We start from the raw sequence: 18897 nt of genomic DNA on the forward strand, positions 1-18897 counted from the left end.
CGTCCACGATCATCGCCGCGCCCGCCCCCGTAGAGCCGGGTTCCACCCGGCTGCCGTCGGCGCAACGCCGTCCGCGATCATCGCCGCGCCCGCCCCCGGTAGAGCCGGGTTCCACCCGGCTGCCGCAGGCGCAACGCCGTCCACGATCATCGCCGCGCCCGCCCCCGTAGAGCCGGGTTCCACCCGGCTGCCGTCGGCGCAACGCCGTCCGCGATCATCGCCGCGCCCGCCCCCGTAGAGCCGGGTTCTACCCGGCTGCCGTCGGCGCAATGCCGGCAACGACCATTGCCGCGCCGCGCGCGGCCAGCCGACCAACGGTCGGCTCTACCAGGCGATGCGCAAAAAAAAAGACGGCGCCCGAGGGCGCCGCCTTACTTCCATCAACGGCTTGGAGAGAGTAAGCCGTGGATCAGAAACGCTGGATCAGAAACGCTGCTGGTACTTCATGTACATGAAGCGGCCGATGTCGAAGCCACCGTAGTAGGTGAAGCTGCTGTTCGGCTGGCTGTACATGATCGGACCCTGGTGGTTGAACACATTGTTCACGCCCATCGACACGGTGCCGTTCCACGGCAGCACGTAACGCACCTGCAGGTCGTGGAAGGTGTTGGAGCCCACCTTGTTGCTCGGCTGCGCGTCGGTATAGACCGAGTTGAAGTCCGGCAGGTTGCATTCGGGGCCGCCGGTCAGGTCGTACGAGCACTTCTCCTTCATGCTGGAGTAGTAGCGCGCGGTCCAGCCGATGCCCAGGTTGCCGTAGGTCCAGTCCACGTTGAGGTTGGAACGGACGCGGAAGTTGCCGCCCCAGCCGGTGAACTGCTCGACCGGCGTGGTGTCGATGTTGTCGCTCTTGCGCTCCAGGTAATCCACATAGGTGGTGTTCCAGGAGATCGCGAACTTGCCGATCGCCAGTTCCGGCAGGCGGTAGCGCACGCTGAGGTCATAGCCGGCGGTTTCCTGGAAACCGGCGTTGTTCAGGGTGCGGTCCAGTGCGGTCACCTGGCCGATGTTCTTGCCAGAGGTGGAGCGGGTGAAGCGGCCGCATGCGGACTGGTTGCCCTGGATGTAGCACTGGTTGAGGATGTCCGTTGCCGACTCACCCACGATCACGTTGTTGATGCGGATCTTCCACCAGTCCAGGCTCAGGTCCAGGCCGGAGACGAATTCCGGGCTGTACACAACGCCAACGGTCCAGGTCTTGGCGGTTTCCGGCTTCAGCGCCGGGTTGGAACCCGAGTTGAAATCGGTGGTCGCCTGCTGGCCCGGCACCATCGCATTGCTGCCGTCGGCGCTCTGCTGGCGGAAGTTCGCCGGCACGTTGACCGCGCAGCGCGCAGCGACGTCGGGGCTCTTGGCGGCCGCACCGAACAGCGTGTCGCACGGATCGGTGAACGAATCGCGCGTGGTGACGGTGCCGCCGTAGAGGTCATCCACGGTCGGCGCGCGGAACCCGGTGCCGTAGGTGGCGCGTACCAGCAGGCTGTCGATCGGCTTCCACTTCAGGCCGAACTTGCTGTTGGTGGTGGCACCGAAGTTGTTGTAGTCCGAGTAGCGACCGGCCAGGTCCAGCGACAGTTCGCGGGCAAAGGCCATGTCGGCCAGCAGCGGCACCTGGAACTCCAGGTACACCTCGTTGAGCGAGTAGTCGCCGCGGGTCGGCTTGCCACTGGTACCGGCGATCCGGCCATTCTGCACCATCTGGTCCGGGGTGTAGCTGGCCTCTTCGCTGCGGTGCTCGACGCCCATCGCACCCATGATGTCACCGGCCGGCAGCGAGAACAGCGAACCGGAGATGTTCGCGCTGGCAACCTTGGTGGTGCTCTGCATCTTGTCGACGAAACGGGTGAACAGGAAATCCTGCACTTCCTGGCGGCTCAGCGAACCGGCGCTGTTGGAGCCCATCGGCGCCAACGGGTTCCACGGGGTGCAGCCGGCGATCACATTGCCGACGGTGCCGCAGTGCGCCACGCCCTGGCTGTCGATGAACGACGGGCCGACGGCCAGGTTCACGTTCGGCTGGTACATGCTGCCCGTGCCGATGCGCTCGCCTTCATTGCGGTTGTACATGTAGCTGACGTTCCAGTCCCAGTAACGCGAACCGGTTTCGAAGCTGCCTTCCAGACCCAGGCTGGCACGCTTGGTGGTCAGGTTGTTCTCGGTGCCGCGCGGCATTTCCTCGGTGCGGTGCGCGAACAGCACGTCCTGGCCCCAATGGTTGAACGCGCTGTCCTTGGACAGGGCGGCACGGGTGCCGTTGCGGGCCTGTGCGGCCGAGACCGAGTACGGGTAGCCGGCCAGCTGCTTGGTCGACTCACGCTCGCTGTACAGCGCATCGGCGACGAGGCGCAGGTTGTCGGTGATGGAGAAACCGCCGTTGGCAAACACCGACTTGCGCTGCAGGCCGGTGAGCAGGCTCATGTTGCTCTTGGCGTTGCTGTCGTTGGCCTTGTCGACCGGCTTGAAGTTGCCCGGCTGCGACGGATCGCCGCCCGGGCCGACGCTGATGTTGGTGCCGCCGACGGTGGCGTAGCCCCACTCGGTGATGCCGCTCAGGCCGTCGGTCGGGTGTGCCGGGCCGTTCGGGTAGGCAGTGAACTCACGCGCGCTGCCCAGCACCGGATCTTCGTCGGTGTACTCGCCGCCCACGGTGAACCAGCCGCGATCGAAGGTCTTGCCGAAGGTCGCGCTGTAGGAGGTCTTCTGACCGTCGCCCTGGCCGTACTGGCCGACGTAGGCATTGACTTCAGCGCCGTCGAAGTTCTTGCGGGTGATGATGTTGACCACACCGGCGATGGCATCCGAGCCGTACAGCGCCGAGGCGCCGTCGGTCAGCACTTCCACACGGTCCACGATCGAGGACGGGATGGAGGCCAGGTCGGAGTAACCGCCGGCGCTGACGCCCATGCGGCGGCCATCGATCAGCACCAGGCTGCGTTCCGGACCCAGGTTGCGCAGGCTGACGTACATGCCGCCGAAGTCGCGCGAGGAGGTCAGCGAAGACGCACGGCTCATGCTCGGCGAACCGGCGGCGGTGACGTCCTGCAGGATGTCGGCAACGTTGACGTAGCCCTTCTTCTCGATCTCGGCGCGGTTCAGCGCCACGACCGGCTGCGCGGTTTCGACGCTGGCCTGGCGGATGCGCGAACCGGTGATTTCAATGCGGTCGAGGTTGGTGGTGCCGTCCGCGGCATTCTGTGCGAAGGCGGGGGCACTGCAGCTGGCGACAAGCGCGATGGCGATCGCGTTGCGCAGCGGATTGGTCTTCAAATACATCCGTGCGTTCTCTTTCTCAAAAAAATCGTTCGCCCTGGGGGCGGCGTGGGGACAACACCACGACGTGGGGGGCGGGATTCTAATGACTTTTCAAAATTTTTACTTTCATCTGAAAGCATGAAAAAGGCCTTAAATGAACACGCGCTGACAAATGCGCGCATTCAGACGAAACCTTTTTCATCTGCACGCATCGCGCATGCGCACGCACGCCGCCACGACACGTGGACGCATCCATAGCGGCGACGGCCGGCGCATCTTGAATGCCTGCGACACTGCGCCGCACCTCGAAAAACAAGCGGTATCGCGCACTGTGCGGCGCAACTAAACGCGCAATGAACACACGCCAAAAAAAAGAACCGCACGCTTGCGCATGCGGTTCCCTCATTGCTATCCCGTGCGCGCGCCTGCGCACGCGTGTTCATTGCCAGTGCGTCAACCGTCGCGCAGGGCGGTGGTGATCGGCAGGCGTGCGGCACGCAGTGCCGGGAACAGTCCACCGACCAGGCCGATGCCGAGCGCCCACTTCAAACCGCTCCACAGCAGCTCCGGCGAGACCTTGAACTGGAACACCACCTGGCTGAAGTTGCTGCCGATGGTGGACACGCTGTAGCCGTTGAAGATCGCCCAGGCCACCGCGCCGCCCAGCAGACCGCCGAGGAGGGCGAGCAGCATGGTCTCCAGCATCACGGCGGTGACCACCGGCAGGCCGCGGAAGCCGATCGCGCGCATCGTGGCGATCTCGCGGGCCCGGGTAGCCACGGCGGCATACATGGTGTTGAGCGCGCCGAACACCGCGCCGATCGCCATGATCGCGCCGATCACGGTGCCGAGCACGCTGATCAACGTGCTGAGGCCACCGCCCTGCTTGGCGTAGTAAGCGCGGGTGGTTTCAACATCGAGCTTGAGGCGGGGGTCGCCGGCGACCGCCGCCTTGAACTGCTCGAAACCGGCCTTGCCCTCGGTGCGTACGCTGATCGACTGCCAGGCGCTGCGCTGGTAGGTCGCGGCCAGGGTCTCCGCGTCGGTCCACAGTTCCGACTCGTGCGCGTCGCCGGAGGCGAACACGCCCACCACCGTCCAGGCCTGGTTGCCCAGCGTCAGCGTCCTGCCAATCTCCAGCCCCTGGAACTGCGCCTGTGCGCCCTTGCCGACCACGATCTCGCGCAGACCGGTGTTGAAACGGCGACCTTCGATGATCTTCATCTTGTCGTGTACCGCCCACGCCATCTCGCCGACACCACGGAACTGCGCGTTCACGTCGGTGCCGTCGGCCCGGGAGGCCACGTTGACCACCTGCGACAGCTCCGGCGAGATCAGCGCGCGTCCCTGCGCGTCCTTGGCCACGCCCGGCAGCGTGGACAGCAACGGCACCTGGTCGCGGGTGATGACCGAGTTGGTCTCGGCCTGCGAGCCGCCTCGCAGCACGATGGCGGTGCTGTCATCGCCGGTGCTGTTGAGCGTGGCCTGGAAACCTTCGCCCATCGCCAGCATGGCCACCAGCACGCCGACCACGCCGGCGATGCCGACCACGATCACCGAGGAGGCGCCCCACCGCTGCGGCAGGCTGGCGATGCCGATGCGGGTGGCCGCCAAGGCCAGCCGCCCGCTGCGGGTGACCGCCAGCCACAGCGCGATCGCCACGGCGACGACAAGCACGCCGAACCACGGCAGCGCGACCCAGACCGCCAGGCCCACGCCCAGCAGCAGAATCGACAGTGCGTTTCCCATCCAATGCTTCTTCATGTCGTTCTCCTGGGCTCAGCGCCCGGCCAATGCGTCGACGATCTTCAGCCGCTTGGCGCGCAGCGCCGGCAGCAGGCCCACCACCACGCCGATGACCAGGATCAGGCCGATGCCCATGAGCCAGGTCTGCAGCGGTACCTGCGGTGGCAGCAGGCCCATCGTCATCGGTGCGAGGATCGGCAGCACGAGGGCGGCCAGTCCCATCCCGATCGCACCGCCCAGTCCGATCAGCAGGACCGCCTCGACCATCACCAGCACCAGCACGGTCGCATCCTGGAAGCCCAGGGTCTTGAGCGTGGCCAGTTCGGGGATGCGCTCGCGCACCGCCTGCGCCATCGTGTTGCCGGTGAGCAGCAGCAGGGTGAAGAACACCGCGCCCATGATCGAGGTGACGATCATGCCGATGTCGGCAAACTGCTTGACGAAGGCCTGCTGGAACGCCGATTCGGTCTGCGACTTGGTTTCGTGGTCGGAGTTGGCCGAGATCGCGTCGATGGCCTGTGCCACCCGTGAGGCGTGGTCGGGGTTGTCCAGCGTCACCGTGTACCAGCTCACCTGGTTCTTGATGTAGTCGTTGGATTCGTCGAAGTATTTCCAGTTCATCATCAACTGGCGTTCCTCGTTGGCCGCCAGCGCCCGGTCCTTGGAGCGGTAGATGCCGACCAGCTGCAGCGGCCAGTCGTTGCTGCCCCCCCGCGGGAAGATCGTGGCCTGCAGCGGAATGGTGTCGCCGATCTTCCAGCCGAACTCCTTGGCCAGGCTCTCACCCACCACCGCGCCGGTGCGGGTGTCCTGGAAGGCCTTGAGCTGGGCCGGCGGCAACTGCAGTTCCCGGTAGACGTCGAAGTAGTTGGGCGCCACCGAGAAATTGGCGAAGAAGTTCTTCGGGTCCCGGTAGATGCCGCCGAACCACATGGCCGAGGTCACGTCGCGCACGCCGTCGACCTGGCGGATCTGCGGGTCCAGCCGGATCGGCAGCGATTGGGTGATCGACAGGCGCGAGGTCACCACCAGGCGGTTGACGCCTTCGACGCTGCCGCCGGAGGTGAACGCCACGCGTACCGAGTCGAGCATGCCGAACAGCAGGAAAGCGGCCACGACCGACAGCAGCGTCAGCAGGGTGCGGGTCTTGCTGCGGAACAGCTGGGCCCACACCAGCGAGAGGTATTTCATCGCGGCATCCTCCGTCAGTGGGCCGCTGGCGCGTCGGCCAGTTCGCCCTTGTCCAGGTGCACGGTGTGGGTGGCGTACTCGGCGGCCTTGGGATCGTGGGTGACCATGATGATGGTCTTGCCATGCTCGCGGTTGAGCTGCTGCAGCAGGTGCAGGATCTCCTCGGCCGACTGCCGGTCCAGGTCGCCGGTGGGCTCGTCGCAGATCAGGAAGGTGGGATCGGAGACGATGGCCCGGGCGATCGCCACGCGCTGCTGCTGGCCACCGGAGAGTTCGTTGGGCCGGTGGCTGCGGCGATCGGCAAGGCCGACCAGGGTCAGCGCGATCTCGGCATTGCGCCTGCGCTGGGCCGCACCGAGGTGGGTCAGCAGCAGCGGCAGTTCCACGTTCTTCTGTGCGGTCAGCATCGGCATCAGGTTGTAGAACTGGAACACGAAGCCGACATGGTGGCTGCGCCACGTCGACAGCTGGCCGCCACTCATCTGGTCGATGCGCTCGCCCTCGATCTCGATCTCGCCGCCGCTGGGCGTGTCCAGCCCCCCGATCAGGTTCAGCAGTGTGGTCTTGCCCGAACCGGACGGGCCCATCAGGGCGACGAAATCGCCGCGCTGGATGTCCAGGTGGATGCCGTGCAGCACCTGCACCTTCTCGGGGCCGCGCTGGTAGGTCTTGGTGATGTTGCGGAGCGAAACCAGGGTGGACATGGACGGTTCTCCGGAGATCGGTGAAAAGAGGACAGGCGCGCGCCGGGGCGACACGCAGGAATCGCACATCGCGCCGCCACCGGAACCACGCCGGGGCCGCGTACACGCATCGGCGGGCGAGCGGCAGGACAGGCGCCTGCCGCGGGCCTCAGGCCGTCATTGCTTTTCCACGACCGCGCTGCCGTCGCGCAGCGCGGGTGGCGGGTCGGTGACCACCACCTCACCCGCGCGCAGGCCGGCGGTGACCTGGCGGTCGTTGTTCAACACCGTGCCGAGGGTGACCGTACGCTGCTGCACGCGCTGGTCGTCGCCCACCACGAAGGCCACGGTCTGCTCGCCGCGCTCGACCAGCGCCGAGGCCGGCGCACGCACGCCCTTGGGCGCGGCCGACCGGGGCTTGGCCGCTTCCAGGAAGCTCACCCGCACGCCCATCTCCGGCACGATGCGCGGGTCCTTGGTCTTCAGCGCCACGCGCACCTTGACGGTCGCCTTGCCACGATCGGCGGTGGGAATGATCGCGATCACCTCGCCGGGAATCTTCCAGTCCGGGTACGCATTGAGGGTGGCTTCGACCGACATCTTCGGCTGCACGCGGCCGATGAAGGCCTCACCGACCTCGACCTCGATCTCCAGGGAATCCATGTCCACGATGGTGCCGATGCCGGTGCGGGTGAACCCGCCGCCGGCCGACAGTGGCGACACGATCTCGCCGGGTTGCGCGGACTTGGCAGTGACCACGCCGGAGAACGGCGCGCGCACGATATTGTTGTCCACACCCAGGTCGGCGATGGCCAACGCGTCGCTGGCCACGCTGGTGTTGCGCTGGGCGGTCCGCAGCTGTGCGCGCAGGCTCTCGCGCTGGGCGATGGCCAGGTCGTATTGCGAGCGCGACACCAGTTGCTGGCCGACCAGTGACTGCAGGCGTCCGGCCTCGGCCTCGGCCTGGGCCACCTGGGCCTGCAGCCCGGCCAGCTGGCTGCGCGCGGCCTCCAGCTGCGACGCCGACAGGCTGCGCTGGGCGTTGGCGTCGATCGGATCCAGCGTCGCCATGACCTGGCCTTCCTCCACGCGCATGCCTTCTTCGATCATCACTTCGCGGACCTTGCCGGTGATCTTGGCCGAGACCGTGGCCATGCGCCGGGCCACCACGTAGCCGCTGGCATCCAGCACGGTGCTGCTGCCGCCGCCCTGGCCCATCGCCACCACCGGCGCGGTGGTCACCTCGATCGGGCGCTCGCGGCCGGCGACAAACCAGCCGATCACGCCGAGCAGCAGCACCGCCACCACTGCCAGCACGATCCAGCGGCCGCGCCCGGACGAGGGCGGCGGCGGGGTCTTGCGGTCGATGCGGAGTTCCTTGAGCAGTTCAGCAGATGCGTTCATCGTGAGCCTGGACGGGGAATCGGGCCGAGTGTGACCGCAACGGCGGTCCTCGGGCAATCCGGCAGGGGCGCCGGGTGGTGCACAGCATGCGCGTACGACTGGCGCAGCGGCAGTGACAGCTGTCACCCGCATGCGCTGACGACGGCCACTGTCCGGGGCAAAGGCGACAGCGGAGGCTGTTCCCATCCCATCCCATCCCGTCCCGGAGCGTGTCCCATGTCCGATCCCGTTGCGTCTCCCCTGGCCCGGCTGCACCAGGCGCAGGTTCACTATGGTGCCGTGGCCGCGCTGCAGGGCGTGGGATTCTCCCTGCAGCGCGGCGAGATCCTCGCGCTGCTGGGCCGCAACGGGGCCGGCAAGAGCACGGCGATTTCCGTCCTGCTGGGTCTGCGCCGCCTGGATGCCGGCAGTGCCGAGCTGCTCGGGGGCGATCCACAGGACCGCGCCAGCCGCGCGGGCATCGGCGTGATGCTGCAGAGCACCGCGCTGCCGCCGGTGCTGCAGGTGGCCGAGCTGATCGACCTGGCGCGCGTCTGTTACGCCGATCCCCGTCCGCTGGACGAGTGTCTGGCGCTGGCCGGCCTCACCGACCTGGCATCGCGCCGCTACGGCCGGCTGTCCGGCGGGCAGCAACGGCGGGTGCAGTTCGCCATTGCCATCTGCGGGCGGCCGCGCCTGCTGTTTCTCGATGAACCCACCACCGGCCTGGACATCCAGGCCCGGCAGGCCCTGTGGCAGGCGATCCGGCAGCTGGCCGGCGAGGGCTGCGGGGTGCTACTGACCACCCATTACCTGGAGGAAGCCGAGGCGCTGGCGCAGCGCGTGGTGGTCATCGAGCAGGGTCGGGTGCTGGCCGATGGCCCGCTGGCGCAGTTCCGCCCGCAGCGTGCGCCGCGCCGCATCCGCTGCCGCAGCGCGCTCGACGAGGCGGCAGTGCGGCAGTGGCCGGGCGTACGCGAGGTGCGGCGCGATGGCCTGCGGTTGCACCTGCTGGCCGAGCCGGCCGAGCCGGTGGTCGCGCGGCTGCTCGCCGAAGACCCGCAGCTGCAGGAGCTGGACGTGCATGGCGGCGGCCTGGCCGACGCCTTCGTCGAACTGACCCGGGAGGCCGCATGAACACCGACGTCCACGCCACATCCGCCACCTCCTACCTCCCTCCCGCGTGGCCGATCTACCGGGCCGAAATCCTGTGCGAGCTGCGCCGTGCCTGGCGCTATCCGGGCTTCGTCCTGCCGTCGCTGCTGTTCCCGGTGCTGTTCTATTCGCTGTTCGGGGTCCTGCTCGGTCGCGGCCACGCACCGGTGTATCTGCTGGCCACCTACTGCGTGTTCGGTGCGATGGCACCGGCGCTGTTCGGCTTCGGCGTGCAGCTGGCGCTGGACCGCGAAGGCGGCCTGCTCACGCTCAAGCGTGCGCTGCCGATGCCGCCTCTTGCACCGCTGCTGGCGCGGCTGTTGATGACGGTACTGTTTGCGATCGTGGTGGCGGCCCTTCTGATTGCGGTGGCGAGCGCTGCCGGTGTGGTGGTGACGCCCGTGGCAACGCTGCATCTGTTGGCAGTGGCCGGGCTCGCGGCGTTGCCCCTGGGGGCGATTGGCCTGCTGATCGGCAGCCATGTCGGTGCCGGCGCAGCGCCGGCGGTGGTCAATCTGGTCTACCTGCCGCTGGCGCTGCTGTCCGGGCTATGGCTGCCGCTGTCGATGCTGCCGCCGCTGTTCAGCGCCCTGGCGCCACTGTGGCCGACCTGGCACCTGGCGCAGCTGGCGCTGCCGGCGGTGGGCCAGCCGGCGCAGGGCAGCGCATGGGTGCACGTCGGGGTGCTGCTGGGCGTGACCGCCGTGGCCCTGGCTCTGGCACGGCGCCGCCTGCGGCGCATGGGCTGAAATGGCATGATCGCGCCTGACCCTCGTCTCCTGGAACCGCCCGTGACATCGCGCTGGATCGCTACGCTGCTGCGGCCTGCGCCGGACTCGTCGGTGGCCGACAACCTGCGCCGCGGCAAACCGGCCTGGGCCGACGCGGTGCATCTGCTGTGGACCGGCTGGGTGTTCTTCACCCCGATCTTCGGCAGCGGCTATTCCTGGCGGTGGTTCTGGCTGACGCTGCTGACCTATCCGGTGTTCCTGGCGTTGTACGGCCGGTTGCTGCTCGCTCCGCGCCACCACGGCCCGCGCTATGCGCTGGCGATGGTGACGATGGGGCTGGCGCTGCTGCCGTGGTACCCGTCCGGCATCAGTTATTTCATCTTTGGTTGCGTGATGTTGCGCACCTGCCGGGACGGCGGCCTGTGGCGCTATCTGCTGCAGCTGCTGGCACTCAACGCGCTGTTCGTCGGCATTGCGCTGTGGGTGGGGTATCAATGGCAACTGGTGGTGTGGATTCCGTCGATGGCGTTGATCATCGGCATCATCATCAACGTCGAGAGCCTCAACAAGGAACGTGACGCGGCCCTGCAGCTGTCGCAGGAGGAAGTGCGGCGGCTGGCCGCCACCGCCGAGCGCGAGCGGATCGGTCGCGATCTGCACGACCTGCTTGGCCACACGCTGTCGTTGATTACCCTGAAGCTGGAACTCTCGCGCAAGCTGTTCGACCGCGATCCGGACGCATCGCGCCGCGAGGTCGCCGAAGCCGAGGCGATTGCCCGCCAGGCATTGGCCGAAGTGCGCAGCGCGGTCACCGGCATCCGTGCCAGTGACCTGGCCGCCGAGCTCGCCTCGGCACGGCTGCTGCTGGAGTGCCAGCACGTGCACCTGCACTACACACCGCCGCCGCCGATGCCGGTGGAAATCGAGCGCGCGCTGTCGCTGGTGCTGCGCGAGGCGGCCACCAACATCGCCCGGCATGCGCAGGCGCATCAGGCCTGGGTGCACTTCGAGGAGGACGGCCGCAGCTTGCTGATGCAGATCAGAGACGATGGCCGCGGCGGCGTGCAGTCCGATGGCAACGGCCTCAGTGGCATGCGCGAACGCGTGGCGGCGCTGCGTGGCACGCTGCACCTGCAGTCGGTACGCGGTGAGGGGACTTGCCTCTCGGTCCGGATCGCGCTGCCGGCGGCCACCACCGCCGTCGCCGCGCTGCCGGCCACGCCTGCCGGGCCGACGCCGCTGTCGGCGGGAGGTGCGCCATGATCCGCATCGTGCTGGCCGAAGACCAGGCGATGGTGCGGGGCGCGCTGTCGGCGCTGCTCGGGCTGGAAGCCGACATCGAGGTGCTGGGCAGCGCGGCTGATGGCGAGGAAGCGTGGCGGATGGTGCAGCGGTTCACCCCGGACGTGCTGGTCACCGACATCGAGATGCCGGGCCTGTCCGGCCTGGAACTGGCCCAGCGCATCGCCCGCCATGCGCTGCCGGTCAAGGTGGTGATCGTCACTACCTTCGCCCGCTCGGGCTTCCTGCGCCGCGCGCTGGATGCCGGTGTGTACGGCTACCTGCTCAAGGATGCACCTGCCGACCACCTGGCCGATGCACTGCGCCAGGTCCAGCGCGGCGGCCGCGCGATCGACCCGCAGCTGGCCCTGGATGCGTGGTCGCAGGCCGACCCGCTCAACGACCGCGAGCGCCAGGTGCTGCGCCTGTCCGGCGACGGCCGCTCGGCCAGCGAGATCGCCACGCAGCTGGGGCTGTCGCACGGTACCGTGCGCAACTACCTCTCCGAGTGCATCGGCAAGCTGGGCGTGGCCAACCGCATCGAGGCCTATCGGCTGGCACGCCAGAAAGGCTGGCTGTAGGCAGGGCCGACCGGCACCCGGCCGGCACTACCGGCCCTTCGACATTGCCTGGAACACGCCGTCGCGGCGCACCCACAAGTGGAACAACGCGGCTGACAGATGCGCCACCACTGTGGCGAACAATACGTACGCAAGCAGGCTGTGCGCGTTGCGCAGCGCGGCGTACAGCGCCGGGTCGTGCGGCACGATTGCCGGCAGGTGGACCCCGGACCACATCACGATCGGGTAGCCGCCGGCCGACAGCATCGCCCAGCCGATCAGCGGCATGGCCAGCATCAGCGCGTACAGCACCCAGTGCGAGGCATGGGCGGCGGCCGCCTGCCACGCCGGCAGGTCTGCCGGCAGCGGTGGCGGACGGTGGCGCACGCGGTTGACCAGGCGCACCACCGCCAGCAGGAGGATCGCGATGCCAAGCGGGCGGTGCAGATCGATCAGTGCCGGCCGCCACTGCAGCGAGGCCACCATCGTCACCCCGACGAACAGCATGGTCAGGATCATCGCCGCCATCAGCCAGTGCAGGACGCGGGCGGTGAGATTGAAGTGTCCGTTGCCGTGCTTCATTGCCCACGCTCCCTGCCGGTGGCGGCAGCACCCTTGCCGTTGGCGATTTCGCGCTCGCGGCGGTTGAAGGACTGCGAGTACACCGCCGACCGTGCGGCCAGGATCGGGTCGTCCGATCCGGCAATGCCGCTGGGCAGGATCAACGGATCGTAATTGAGGTCGCGGCAGGCGCCCTCGGCCTGCGGCTGCATCGCCACCAGGCTGAGCGTGCCCACCTTCACCTGGCGACGCTGCGCGGGCCACACCTGCGAGGGATCATCGATCGGGTCGCCGTCCTCGGCGATTGTCACCCACATGTCCCAGCGTACCGGACCCTGCGCCAGCCGCTGCCCGAACTCCTCAGCCAGATAGTCCAGACCGGCCTGCGCGCGCTGTTCGGCGGTCATCGCCACGAACGGAGCCTGCGGGCGCATGCTCCAGCGCACGTAACGGTGGCTGCCATCGGCAGCGGTGAAGCGGAAGCTGTTGACGCCGTTGTAGTCGGTATTGGCCCAGCTGTTGGACCACGGGGCAGTCTTGGCCCACTGCTGGAACGCGCGCGCCGTCGGGTACTTTTCCAGCACCGCGGCCATCTTCGCCGGGTCCGGTTTGCCGGTGGCCGGATCGGGAATGCCCGCGCGGGTCTGTTCAAGGAAGGCGGCGGCGGTTGGCACGGCGAAGAACGGGAAGCTGTTCATTGCCGTGCGCCATTCCTGACCATCGTCGCTGACCAGCTGCAATGCCATGCTGCGCACGCGCGCGTTGGCGTCGGCGCCATGCGGGTCACCGCCCCCGATCGACAGGCGGCCCAGCACCGGCACCTGGGACTGGCGGAAGACCCGTGCCGAACTCAGCGCGGCACCCTCCGGCGTGCCCTGGAAACTGCCGCTGACGCACACGCCCTTGGTATGCGCACGGCGGAAGCCGGGATGCGGTGGGCCGGTGGCTTCGATGCTGTCGGTGAAGACCTGCGCGGTGGCGCGATCACGCCCGATCCAGCCGGCCAGCCAGGCGAACGCCAGTACCAGCACACCGGCGATCAGAGCGATCAGTGCCAGCCACAGCAGCGGCGAAGGCAGGCGGGGGGCGCCTGGCTCCTGGCCGGCGCGGGTATAGCCGAATAGCGACATGTCCGGGTTCCTGCCTTCACGATACGTGTGGGTGGCGACCCCTGCATGGTGTCAGAACCGCCGCGCGGCCGATATTCACATTTTCGACAAGAATCCGTCGGCAGATAGCCAAGCCAGATAAAGCCGAACCAACGGCAACCCCGTAGAGCCGGGTTCTACCCGGCTTGCGTCAGTCCCCGCGATACCCAACGAAAGGCAGCCCCGTAGAACCGGGTTCTACCCGGCTTGCGTCAGCCCCCGTGATACCCAACGAAAGGCAGCCGGGTAGAACCCGGCTCTACGCGGCTTGCGTCAGCCCTCGCGATACCCAACGAAAGGCAACCCCGTAGAGCCGGGTTCTACCCGGCTTGCGTCAGTGCTCGCGATACCCAACGAAAGGCAGCCGGGTAGAACCCGGCTCTACGCGGCTTGCGTCAGCCCCCGTGATACCCAACGAAAGGCAGCCGGGTAGAACCCGGCTCTACCCGGCTTGCGTCAGCGCTCGCGATACCCAACGAAAGGCAGCCGGGTAGAACCCTGCTCCACGCGGCTTGCATCAGCCCCCGTGATACCCAACGAAAGGCAGCCGGGTGGAACCCGGCTCTACGCGGCTTGCGTCAGCCTCCGTGATACCCAACGAAAGGCAGCCGGGTAGAACCCGGCTCTACGCGGCTTGCGTCAGCCTCCGTGATACCCAACGAAAGGCAGCCGGGTGGAACCCGGCTCTACGCGGCTTGCATCAGCGCCCGCGATGCCCATCGAAAGGCCGCCGGGTAGAACCCGGCTCTACGCGGGTTACGCGTAGCGGGCCTTGAGCATGGCCCATGCCGAGCGCAGCGCCAGTGCTTCGCCACCGGCCGGGCGGCCCGGGCGCTCGCCGTCGTTCCAGGCGTAGACATCCAGATGCGCCCATTTCTGCCCGTCCGCGATGAACCGCTCCAGGTACAGCGCGGCGGTGACCGAGCCGGCCATGCGCGAGCCGGCGTTGGCCAGGTCGGCGATGTTGCTGTGCAGGTAGCGCAGGTACGGGCGCCACAACGGCATGCGCCAGACCGGATCGCGCGTGCTTTCACCGGCCTGCAGCCATTGCTGGGCCAGGGTGTCATCGTTGCTGAAGAGCGCCGGCAGGTCCGGGCCCAGCGCGATGCGTGCCGCACCGGTGAGGGTGGCGAAATCGAGCACGATCTCCGGCTGCTGTTCGCTGGCGTAGGTCAGCGCATCGGCCAGGATCACCCGGCCTTCGGCGTCGGTGTTGTCGATCTCGATGCTCAGCCCCTTGCGGGTGGCGATCACTTCGCCGGGGCGGAACGCGTCCGGGCCGATCGCGTTTTCCACCGCCGGGATCAGCAGGGTCAGCTGCACCGGCAATGCCTGCGCCATGATCAGCCCGGCCAGGCCCAGCGCGTGCGCGGCGCCGCCCATGTCCTTCTTCATGTTGCGCATGCCGTCGGCCGGCTTGATGTCCAGCCCGCCGGTATCGAAGCACACGCCCTTGCCGACCAGCGCCACGTGCGGCTGGCCCGCGTTGCCCCAGCGCAGCACGATCAGGCGCGGCGCGCGGTGCGAGGCGCGGCCGACCGCGTGGATGGACGGGAAATTCTGCTCCAGCAGCGCATCGCCGGCGATCACCTCGATCTGCGCACCGTGTGCGCTGGCCAGTTCGCGCGCGGCGTCTTCCAGCTGCTGCGGGCCCATGTCTTCGGTGGGGGTGTTGACCCAGTCGCGCACGCGCAGGCTGGCGGCGATCACATCGCGCACCTCGGCCGAGGGCGTGGCGGCCAGCTGCGCCGGCGCGCGGTTCGGCGTGCGGTAGCGCGCGAAGCGGTAACTGCCCAGGCCCCAGCCAAGGTGCAGCAGGGTTTCGATCTCCGCCGGCAGCGCGTCGGCCAGTTGCCACACGCTGCCTTCGGGCAGGGCGAACGGGGCGTGCGCGTAGGCGTACGCATCGCCCGCGTCGCCGACGCCGATGATCGCGCCGGCGAGGCCGTGCTCGCCGGGCAGCAGCACCACGCTGCCGCCACTGCCGTTGAAGTGCTGCGCGTCGAGCCAGGCGACCAGCGCCGGGGACTGCTGCCCCCGCCACGCGGCGAACTGCTCGCGGTTCATCACATGCAGCGGCAGCGCCTGGGCGGTATCGGGGGTGAAAGCGTTGATCGGGGTCATGCGGAAAAGGGCTCCGTTCGCGGCGGGGTCAGGCGTGTGGGACGGATGCGTCTGCATCCAGCCAGTCGGCCAGCCCGGTCAGGGTGTCGAACTGCAGGTCGGGCTGCAGCGAAGGGTGGTTCCAGGTGTGTTCGACGCGGTTGATCCAGCAGCCACGCAGGCCGGCCTGCATCGCGCCGACCACGTCCATGTCCACATGGTCGCCCACGTGCAGCACATGGGCCGGCGGCACACCCAGGCGGTCGCAGGCGGCATGGAAGATGCTGGCTGCGGGCTTGGCCGCGCCATGTTCGCGCGAACCGAGCTGGAAACTGAAGTGGTGGGCCAGGCCGATGCGCTGCAGGTCGGCATTGCCGTTGCTGAGCGCGGCCACCGGCACCTTGGCGGCAATCCGGGCCAGCGCGTCCAGGGCATCCGGGTAGAACTCCACCTGGTTGCGCGCGGCGTAGAAGGCCTCATAGGCCGGCTCCAGCAGAGCAAGGTCGGCACCGCTGTTCTCCAGCGCTTCGCGCAGGGTCAGCCGGCGCAGCGCGCTCAGGTCATGGTGCAGTTGTGGGTTGTCATGGAAAGAACGCTCGCGCAGCTCCCGCATGGCCGCTACCGGATACATCGCGGCGGTGGCGGGGCTGTGTTCACGCATCCAGTCGTACAGGACCTGGTCGATGCGGGCGCCGATGGGGGCGAACGGCCACAGCGTATCGTCGAGGTCGAGGGTGATGGCAAGGACAGGGAATTTCACCCCGCTATTCTACGCCTGCCCGCGCGGGCTTTCATGGCGCACCCGGGCAGGCGCGGGCACCGGCCGTTCAGCGCAGGTGGCAGGCGCGGTTGACGGATGCGTGGCCATCGTCCGGCTGCACGCTGAGGTCACGCCGACCCGCGTCCAGGGGGAGTGGCCAGTGGCATGACACGCTCATTCCAGCAGCCGCGCCCAGCCCTGCATGCCGTCCAGCCGCGCCAGCACCAGCTTGATGCACACCAGCAGCGGTACTGCCAACAGCAATCCGACCATGCCCCAGAGCCAGCCGAACACCATCAGCGCGAGGATCAGGATCAGCGGCGAAATCGCCATGCGCCGGCCCAGCACGATCGGCGTGACCACCTGGCCCTCGACCGTGTGCAGGGCCAGATAGGCGGCCGCCGGCAGCAGCGCCTGGAACGGATCGCTGAACTCCACAAAGCCCATCAGCAGCATCAGTGCCACGCCGATCAACGGGCCCACGTAGGGCGCGAAGTTGAGCAGCGCCGCCACCGTGCCCCACAGCAGGGCCTCCTGCAGACTGATCCCGAGCAGCAGCAGAACGCCGGAGAACACCAGGCCGACCAGCGTATTGATGACGGTGATGGTCAGCACATAGCGCGAAACCTCACGTTCGATCGAGCGCAGGATGTCGGTGGTGAACCGTTGCTGCTGACGGCTGGGAAACAGGGCGATGGCGTGCTTCTGCAGGCTTTGCCCGTAGATCATGAAGAACAGTGTCAGCAGCACTACCGCCAGCACCGAGGCCGCCAGGCGTGGCGCCAGGGTCAGTACCTTGTAGGGATCGTCGAGCTGGGTACGCACCACCTGCACGCGGCGGTTGCCTTCACCGCCGGCCACGCGCGCGAAGTTCTCCGCCGCCTGGTTGGCCTGCTGCACCGGCTTGGTCAGGTTCTGCACCTGTCGAGCCACCTTGCGCAGCTGTTGCGGGGCTTCCTCGGCCCATTCCATCGCCGGCCCCACCAGCTGCACGCCCAACGCGGCCGCACCGCTCAGGCCCACCCCCAACACCAGGACCGCGCCAAGAAAGCGCGGGATCCAGATCCTCTGCAGCAGGCGCAGGATCGGGTTGCCGACCAGCGCGAAGAACATGGCCAGGAGCACCGGCAGGATCACCTCCTGCGCCGCCCACAAGGTGAAACCGACGGCCAGCGTGGCCAGCACCACCAGCGACATCGGGGCGCGTGGACGGGGCGGTGGCAGTGCGGCGACCGCATCGGGCGAAGGGGGGGCAGGGACGCTCATGCAGGTCGCAGGCAGGAAGGGAGCGTCATTATTGGGCAGGGCGGGTGCGCGCGGCGTGTTGTGGCCGTGCAGACCAGGCGAGGCCCCGCCGCACGGTGCGGCAGGGCGTGCCGGGTTCAACGTTCGGACAGATCCGTGGCCGCTTCTGCGGGCTGCGGTTGCTGGGACGGTGCGGCTGCCGGGCGCGGTGGCGCCGGTGGAGGCGATGTGGGGCGCGTGGCGGCGGCAGGCGAGGCCACGTCGTCGGCGGCCTCGTCGACCTTGTCGGCTGCCTGCTCGGCGGTATCGGCCGCTTCGCTGGCCTGCATCGAGGCGAAGGCCGCCTGTGCGCTGGCCATCAGATTGGACACCGAGCCGATCATCTGCAGCCACCGGGCGCCGTGGAACTTCGCGGTGCCCGGCTCCAGCTTGCCGGCCAGGAAACCGCCGGCGAGGCCCACGGTGATGATGCGCAACGGTGTCCACCCGGCGCGCCAGACCTGGCTGAGGGTGAACCAGTTGCACTGGGTCTCATCGACCCGGATCGACACCACCTGTTCGGCGCGCTTGACGCGGCGGCGCAGGGCTTCGAAATTCATGGTGTGCCCTCCGCCCTGCCCACATGGGCATCGGGATCGTCGTCGGTGGGTTCGTCGTACAGGCCCAGCCGCGACAGCTGGCGGCGGGTGGCATGCATGCCGGTGTGGCGGAAGAAGAACGACACGCGCCAGATCGCATAGCCGGTAACGGCCAGGCTGAGGATCGAGGTGATCAGCAGCGACTGGAACCAGGACAGGCCCCAATGCTGCATCAGCGCGATCAGCGTGCCGGCCAGCAGCAGCCACGCCGACGCACCGAACACGATCGCCACGCCGCTCCATGCCAACGCCCGCCCGAACGCACTGCGCGCCAGGGCGAAATCGGCCGATGCCAAGCGCCGCAGCGAGCGCAGCGTATGCTTGGCCGAGTCCACGGTGGCGCGCCCGGCCTGGCCGACCTGGCGGATGCTCTCATCGAGCCGGGGTGCGGTGTCGCCGCCATCCGGTGGCGGGGAATCCGCACCACCGTTGGCGGCCGTGTGGGCTTGATCGCTCACGC

At 68.2% G+C, this 18897-nt stretch carries 16 protein-coding genes; 4 read left to right on the top strand and 12 right to left on the bottom strand.

The genetic code is table 11. The features are described from left to right. Nucleotides 1–423 precede the first annotated feature (423 nt). The 5 genes from ACPEH1_RS06165 to ACPEH1_RS06185 all read right to left on the bottom strand — a co-directional run bounded on the left by ACPEH1_RS06165 (nt 424) and on the right by ACPEH1_RS06185 (nt 8276). Nucleotides 424–3273: a TonB-dependent receptor plug domain-containing protein gene (locus ACPEH1_RS06165; protein ID WP_313243245.1), complete on the bottom strand. Its 2850-nt coding sequence runs from the start codon at nt 3271–3273 to the stop codon at nt 424–426. Nucleotides 3274–3705: 432 nt separating this feature from the next. Further along, nucleotides 3706–5016 (bottom strand): ABC transporter permease, encoded by a 1311-nt coding sequence (locus ACPEH1_RS06170; RefSeq protein WP_136006666.1) that lies wholly within the window; start codon nt 5014–5016, stop codon nt 3706–3708. A 15-nt stretch (nt 5017–5031) separates the two neighbouring features. Next, a complete protein-coding gene (locus tag ACPEH1_RS06175) occupies nt 5032–6189 on the bottom strand; it encodes an ABC transporter permease (protein WP_017354748.1) in 1158 nt (385 codons plus the stop codon). A gap of 14 nt (nt 6190–6203) precedes the next feature. After that, on the bottom strand, nt 6204–6893 hold the full coding sequence (locus ACPEH1_RS06180) for an ABC transporter ATP-binding protein (protein ID WP_017354749.1): 690 nt from the start codon (nt 6891–6893) through the stop codon (nt 6204–6206). Nucleotides 6894–7049: 156 nt separating this feature from the next. Then, nucleotides 7050–8276 carry an efflux RND transporter periplasmic adaptor subunit gene (locus ACPEH1_RS06185; RefSeq protein ID WP_423715446.1) on the bottom strand — a complete coding sequence of 409 codons (1227 nt, stop codon included), beginning with the start codon at nt 8274–8276 and terminating at the stop codon, nt 7050–7052. 216 nt (nt 8277–8492) lie between these two features. On the opposite strand from ACPEH1_RS06185, the gene ACPEH1_RS06190 reads away from it, so the two are divergent. The 4 genes from ACPEH1_RS06190 to ACPEH1_RS06205 are packed head-to-tail and all read left to right on the top strand — an operon-like array spanning nt 8493 to nt 12003. Further along, a complete protein-coding gene (locus tag ACPEH1_RS06190) occupies nt 8493–9392 on the top strand; it encodes an ABC transporter ATP-binding protein (protein ID WP_017354751.1) in 900 nt (299 codons plus the stop codon). Further along, nucleotides 9389–10159: an ABC transporter permease gene (locus tag ACPEH1_RS06195; RefSeq protein ID WP_313243241.1), complete on the top strand. Its 771-nt coding sequence runs from the start codon at nt 9389–9391 to the stop codon at nt 10157–10159. Before ACPEH1_RS06190 ends, ACPEH1_RS06195 begins: the two co-directional genes overlap by 4 nt. A 6-nt stretch (nt 10160–10165) precedes the next feature. Next, a complete protein-coding gene (locus ACPEH1_RS06200; RefSeq protein ID WP_153165433.1) occupies nt 10166–11404 on the top strand; it encodes a sensor histidine kinase in 1239 nt (412 codons plus the stop codon). Continuing rightward, on the top strand, nt 11401–12003 hold the full coding sequence (locus ACPEH1_RS06205; protein WP_017357033.1) for a response regulator transcription factor: 603 nt from the start codon (nt 11401–11403) through the stop codon (nt 12001–12003). Before ACPEH1_RS06200 ends, ACPEH1_RS06205 begins: the two co-directional genes overlap by 4 nt. Before the next feature lie 27 nt (nt 12004–12030). Here the strand turns inward: ACPEH1_RS06205 and ACPEH1_RS06210 are convergent, their stop codons facing one another. The 7 genes from ACPEH1_RS06210 to ACPEH1_RS06240 form a co-directional block, all read right to left on the bottom strand. Then, complete coding sequence (locus tag ACPEH1_RS06210; protein ID WP_153165432.1) at nt 12031–12564, bottom strand: cytochrome b; 534 nt, start codon at nt 12562–12564, stop codon at nt 12031–12033. Next, nucleotides 12561–13673: a catalase family peroxidase gene (locus ACPEH1_RS06215; protein ID WP_423715447.1), complete on the bottom strand. Its 1113-nt coding sequence runs from the start codon at nt 13671–13673 to the stop codon at nt 12561–12563. The genes ACPEH1_RS06210 and ACPEH1_RS06215 overlap by 4 nt, the downstream gene beginning before the upstream one ends. A gap of 774 nt (nt 13674–14447) precedes the next feature. Beyond that, a complete protein-coding gene (locus ACPEH1_RS06220) occupies nt 14448–15815 on the bottom strand; it encodes a leucyl aminopeptidase family protein (protein ID WP_017355217.1) in 1368 nt (455 codons plus the stop codon). A 28-nt stretch (nt 15816–15843) separates the two neighbouring features. Continuing rightward, complete coding sequence (locus ACPEH1_RS06225; protein WP_017355216.1) at nt 15844–16554, bottom strand: HAD family hydrolase; 711 nt, start codon at nt 16552–16554, stop codon at nt 15844–15846. A 174-nt stretch (nt 16555–16728) separates the two neighbouring features. Continuing rightward, on the bottom strand, nt 16729–17820 hold the full coding sequence (locus tag ACPEH1_RS06230; protein ID WP_017355215.1) for an AI-2E family transporter: 1092 nt from the start codon (nt 17818–17820) through the stop codon (nt 16729–16731). Between the two features lie 116 nt (nt 17821–17936). Beyond that, a complete protein-coding gene (locus ACPEH1_RS06235; RefSeq protein WP_313243300.1) occupies nt 17937–18398 on the bottom strand; it encodes a protein sip-5 in 462 nt (153 codons plus the stop codon). Beyond that, a complete protein-coding gene (locus tag ACPEH1_RS06240; protein WP_017355213.1) occupies nt 18395–18895 on the bottom strand; it encodes a phage holin family protein in 501 nt (166 codons plus the stop codon). The genes ACPEH1_RS06235 and ACPEH1_RS06240 overlap by 4 nt, the downstream gene beginning before the upstream one ends. Nucleotides 18896–18897 lie beyond the last annotated feature (2 nt).

This window comes from Stenotrophomonas sp. NPDC077421 (assembly GCF_049545505.1).
Taxonomy (GTDB): domain Bacteria; phylum Pseudomonadota; class Gammaproteobacteria; order Xanthomonadales; family Xanthomonadaceae; genus Stenotrophomonas; species Stenotrophomonas nematodicola.

Bases quoted from the DNA above. Each gene is read 5' to 3' on its own strand.
- ACPEH1_RS06165 (WP_313243245.1), bottom strand. From the start codon at position 3,273: ATGTATTTGAAGACCAATCCGCTGCGCAACGCGATCGCCATCGCGCTT.
- ACPEH1_RS06170 (WP_136006666.1), bottom strand. From the start codon at position 5,016: ATGAAGAAGCATTGGATGGGAAACGCACTGTCGATTCTGCTGCTGGGC.
- ACPEH1_RS06175 (WP_017354748.1), bottom strand. From the start codon at position 6,189: ATGAAATACCTCTCGCTGGTGTGGGCCCAGCTGTTCCGCAGCAAGACC.
- ACPEH1_RS06180 (WP_017354749.1), bottom strand. From the start codon at position 6,893: ATGTCCACCCTGGTTTCGCTCCGCAACATCACCAAGACCTACCAGCGC.
- ACPEH1_RS06185 (WP_423715446.1), bottom strand. From the start codon at position 8,276: ATGAACGCATCTGCTGAACTGCTCAAGGAACTCCGCATCGACCGCAAG.
- ACPEH1_RS06190 (WP_017354751.1), top strand. From the start codon at position 8,493: ATGTCCGATCCCGTTGCGTCTCCCCTGGCCCGGCTGCACCAGGCGCAG.
- ACPEH1_RS06195 (WP_313243241.1), top strand. From the start codon at position 9,389: ATGAACACCGACGTCCACGCCACATCCGCCACCTCCTACCTCCCTCCC.
- ACPEH1_RS06200 (WP_153165433.1), top strand. From the start codon at position 10,166: ATGATCGCGCCTGACCCTCGTCTCCTGGAACCGCCCGTGACATCGCGC.
- ACPEH1_RS06205 (WP_017357033.1), top strand. From the start codon at position 11,401: ATGATCCGCATCGTGCTGGCCGAAGACCAGGCGATGGTGCGGGGCGCG.
- ACPEH1_RS06210 (WP_153165432.1), bottom strand. From the start codon at position 12,564: ATGAAGCACGGCAACGGACACTTCAATCTCACCGCCCGCGTCCTGCAC.
- ACPEH1_RS06215 (WP_423715447.1), bottom strand. From the start codon at position 13,673: ATGTCGCTATTCGGCTATACCCGCGCCGGCCAGGAGCCAGGCGCCCCC.
- ACPEH1_RS06220 (WP_017355217.1), bottom strand. From the start codon at position 15,815: ATGACCCCGATCAACGCTTTCACCCCCGATACCGCCCAGGCGCTGCCG.
- ACPEH1_RS06230 (WP_017355215.1), bottom strand. From the start codon at position 17,820: ATGAGCGTCCCTGCCCCCCCTTCGCCCGATGCGGTCGCCGCACTGCCA.
- ACPEH1_RS06235 (WP_313243300.1), bottom strand. From the start codon at position 18,398: ATGAATTTCGAAGCCCTGCGCCGCCGCGTCAAGCGCGCCGAACAGGTG.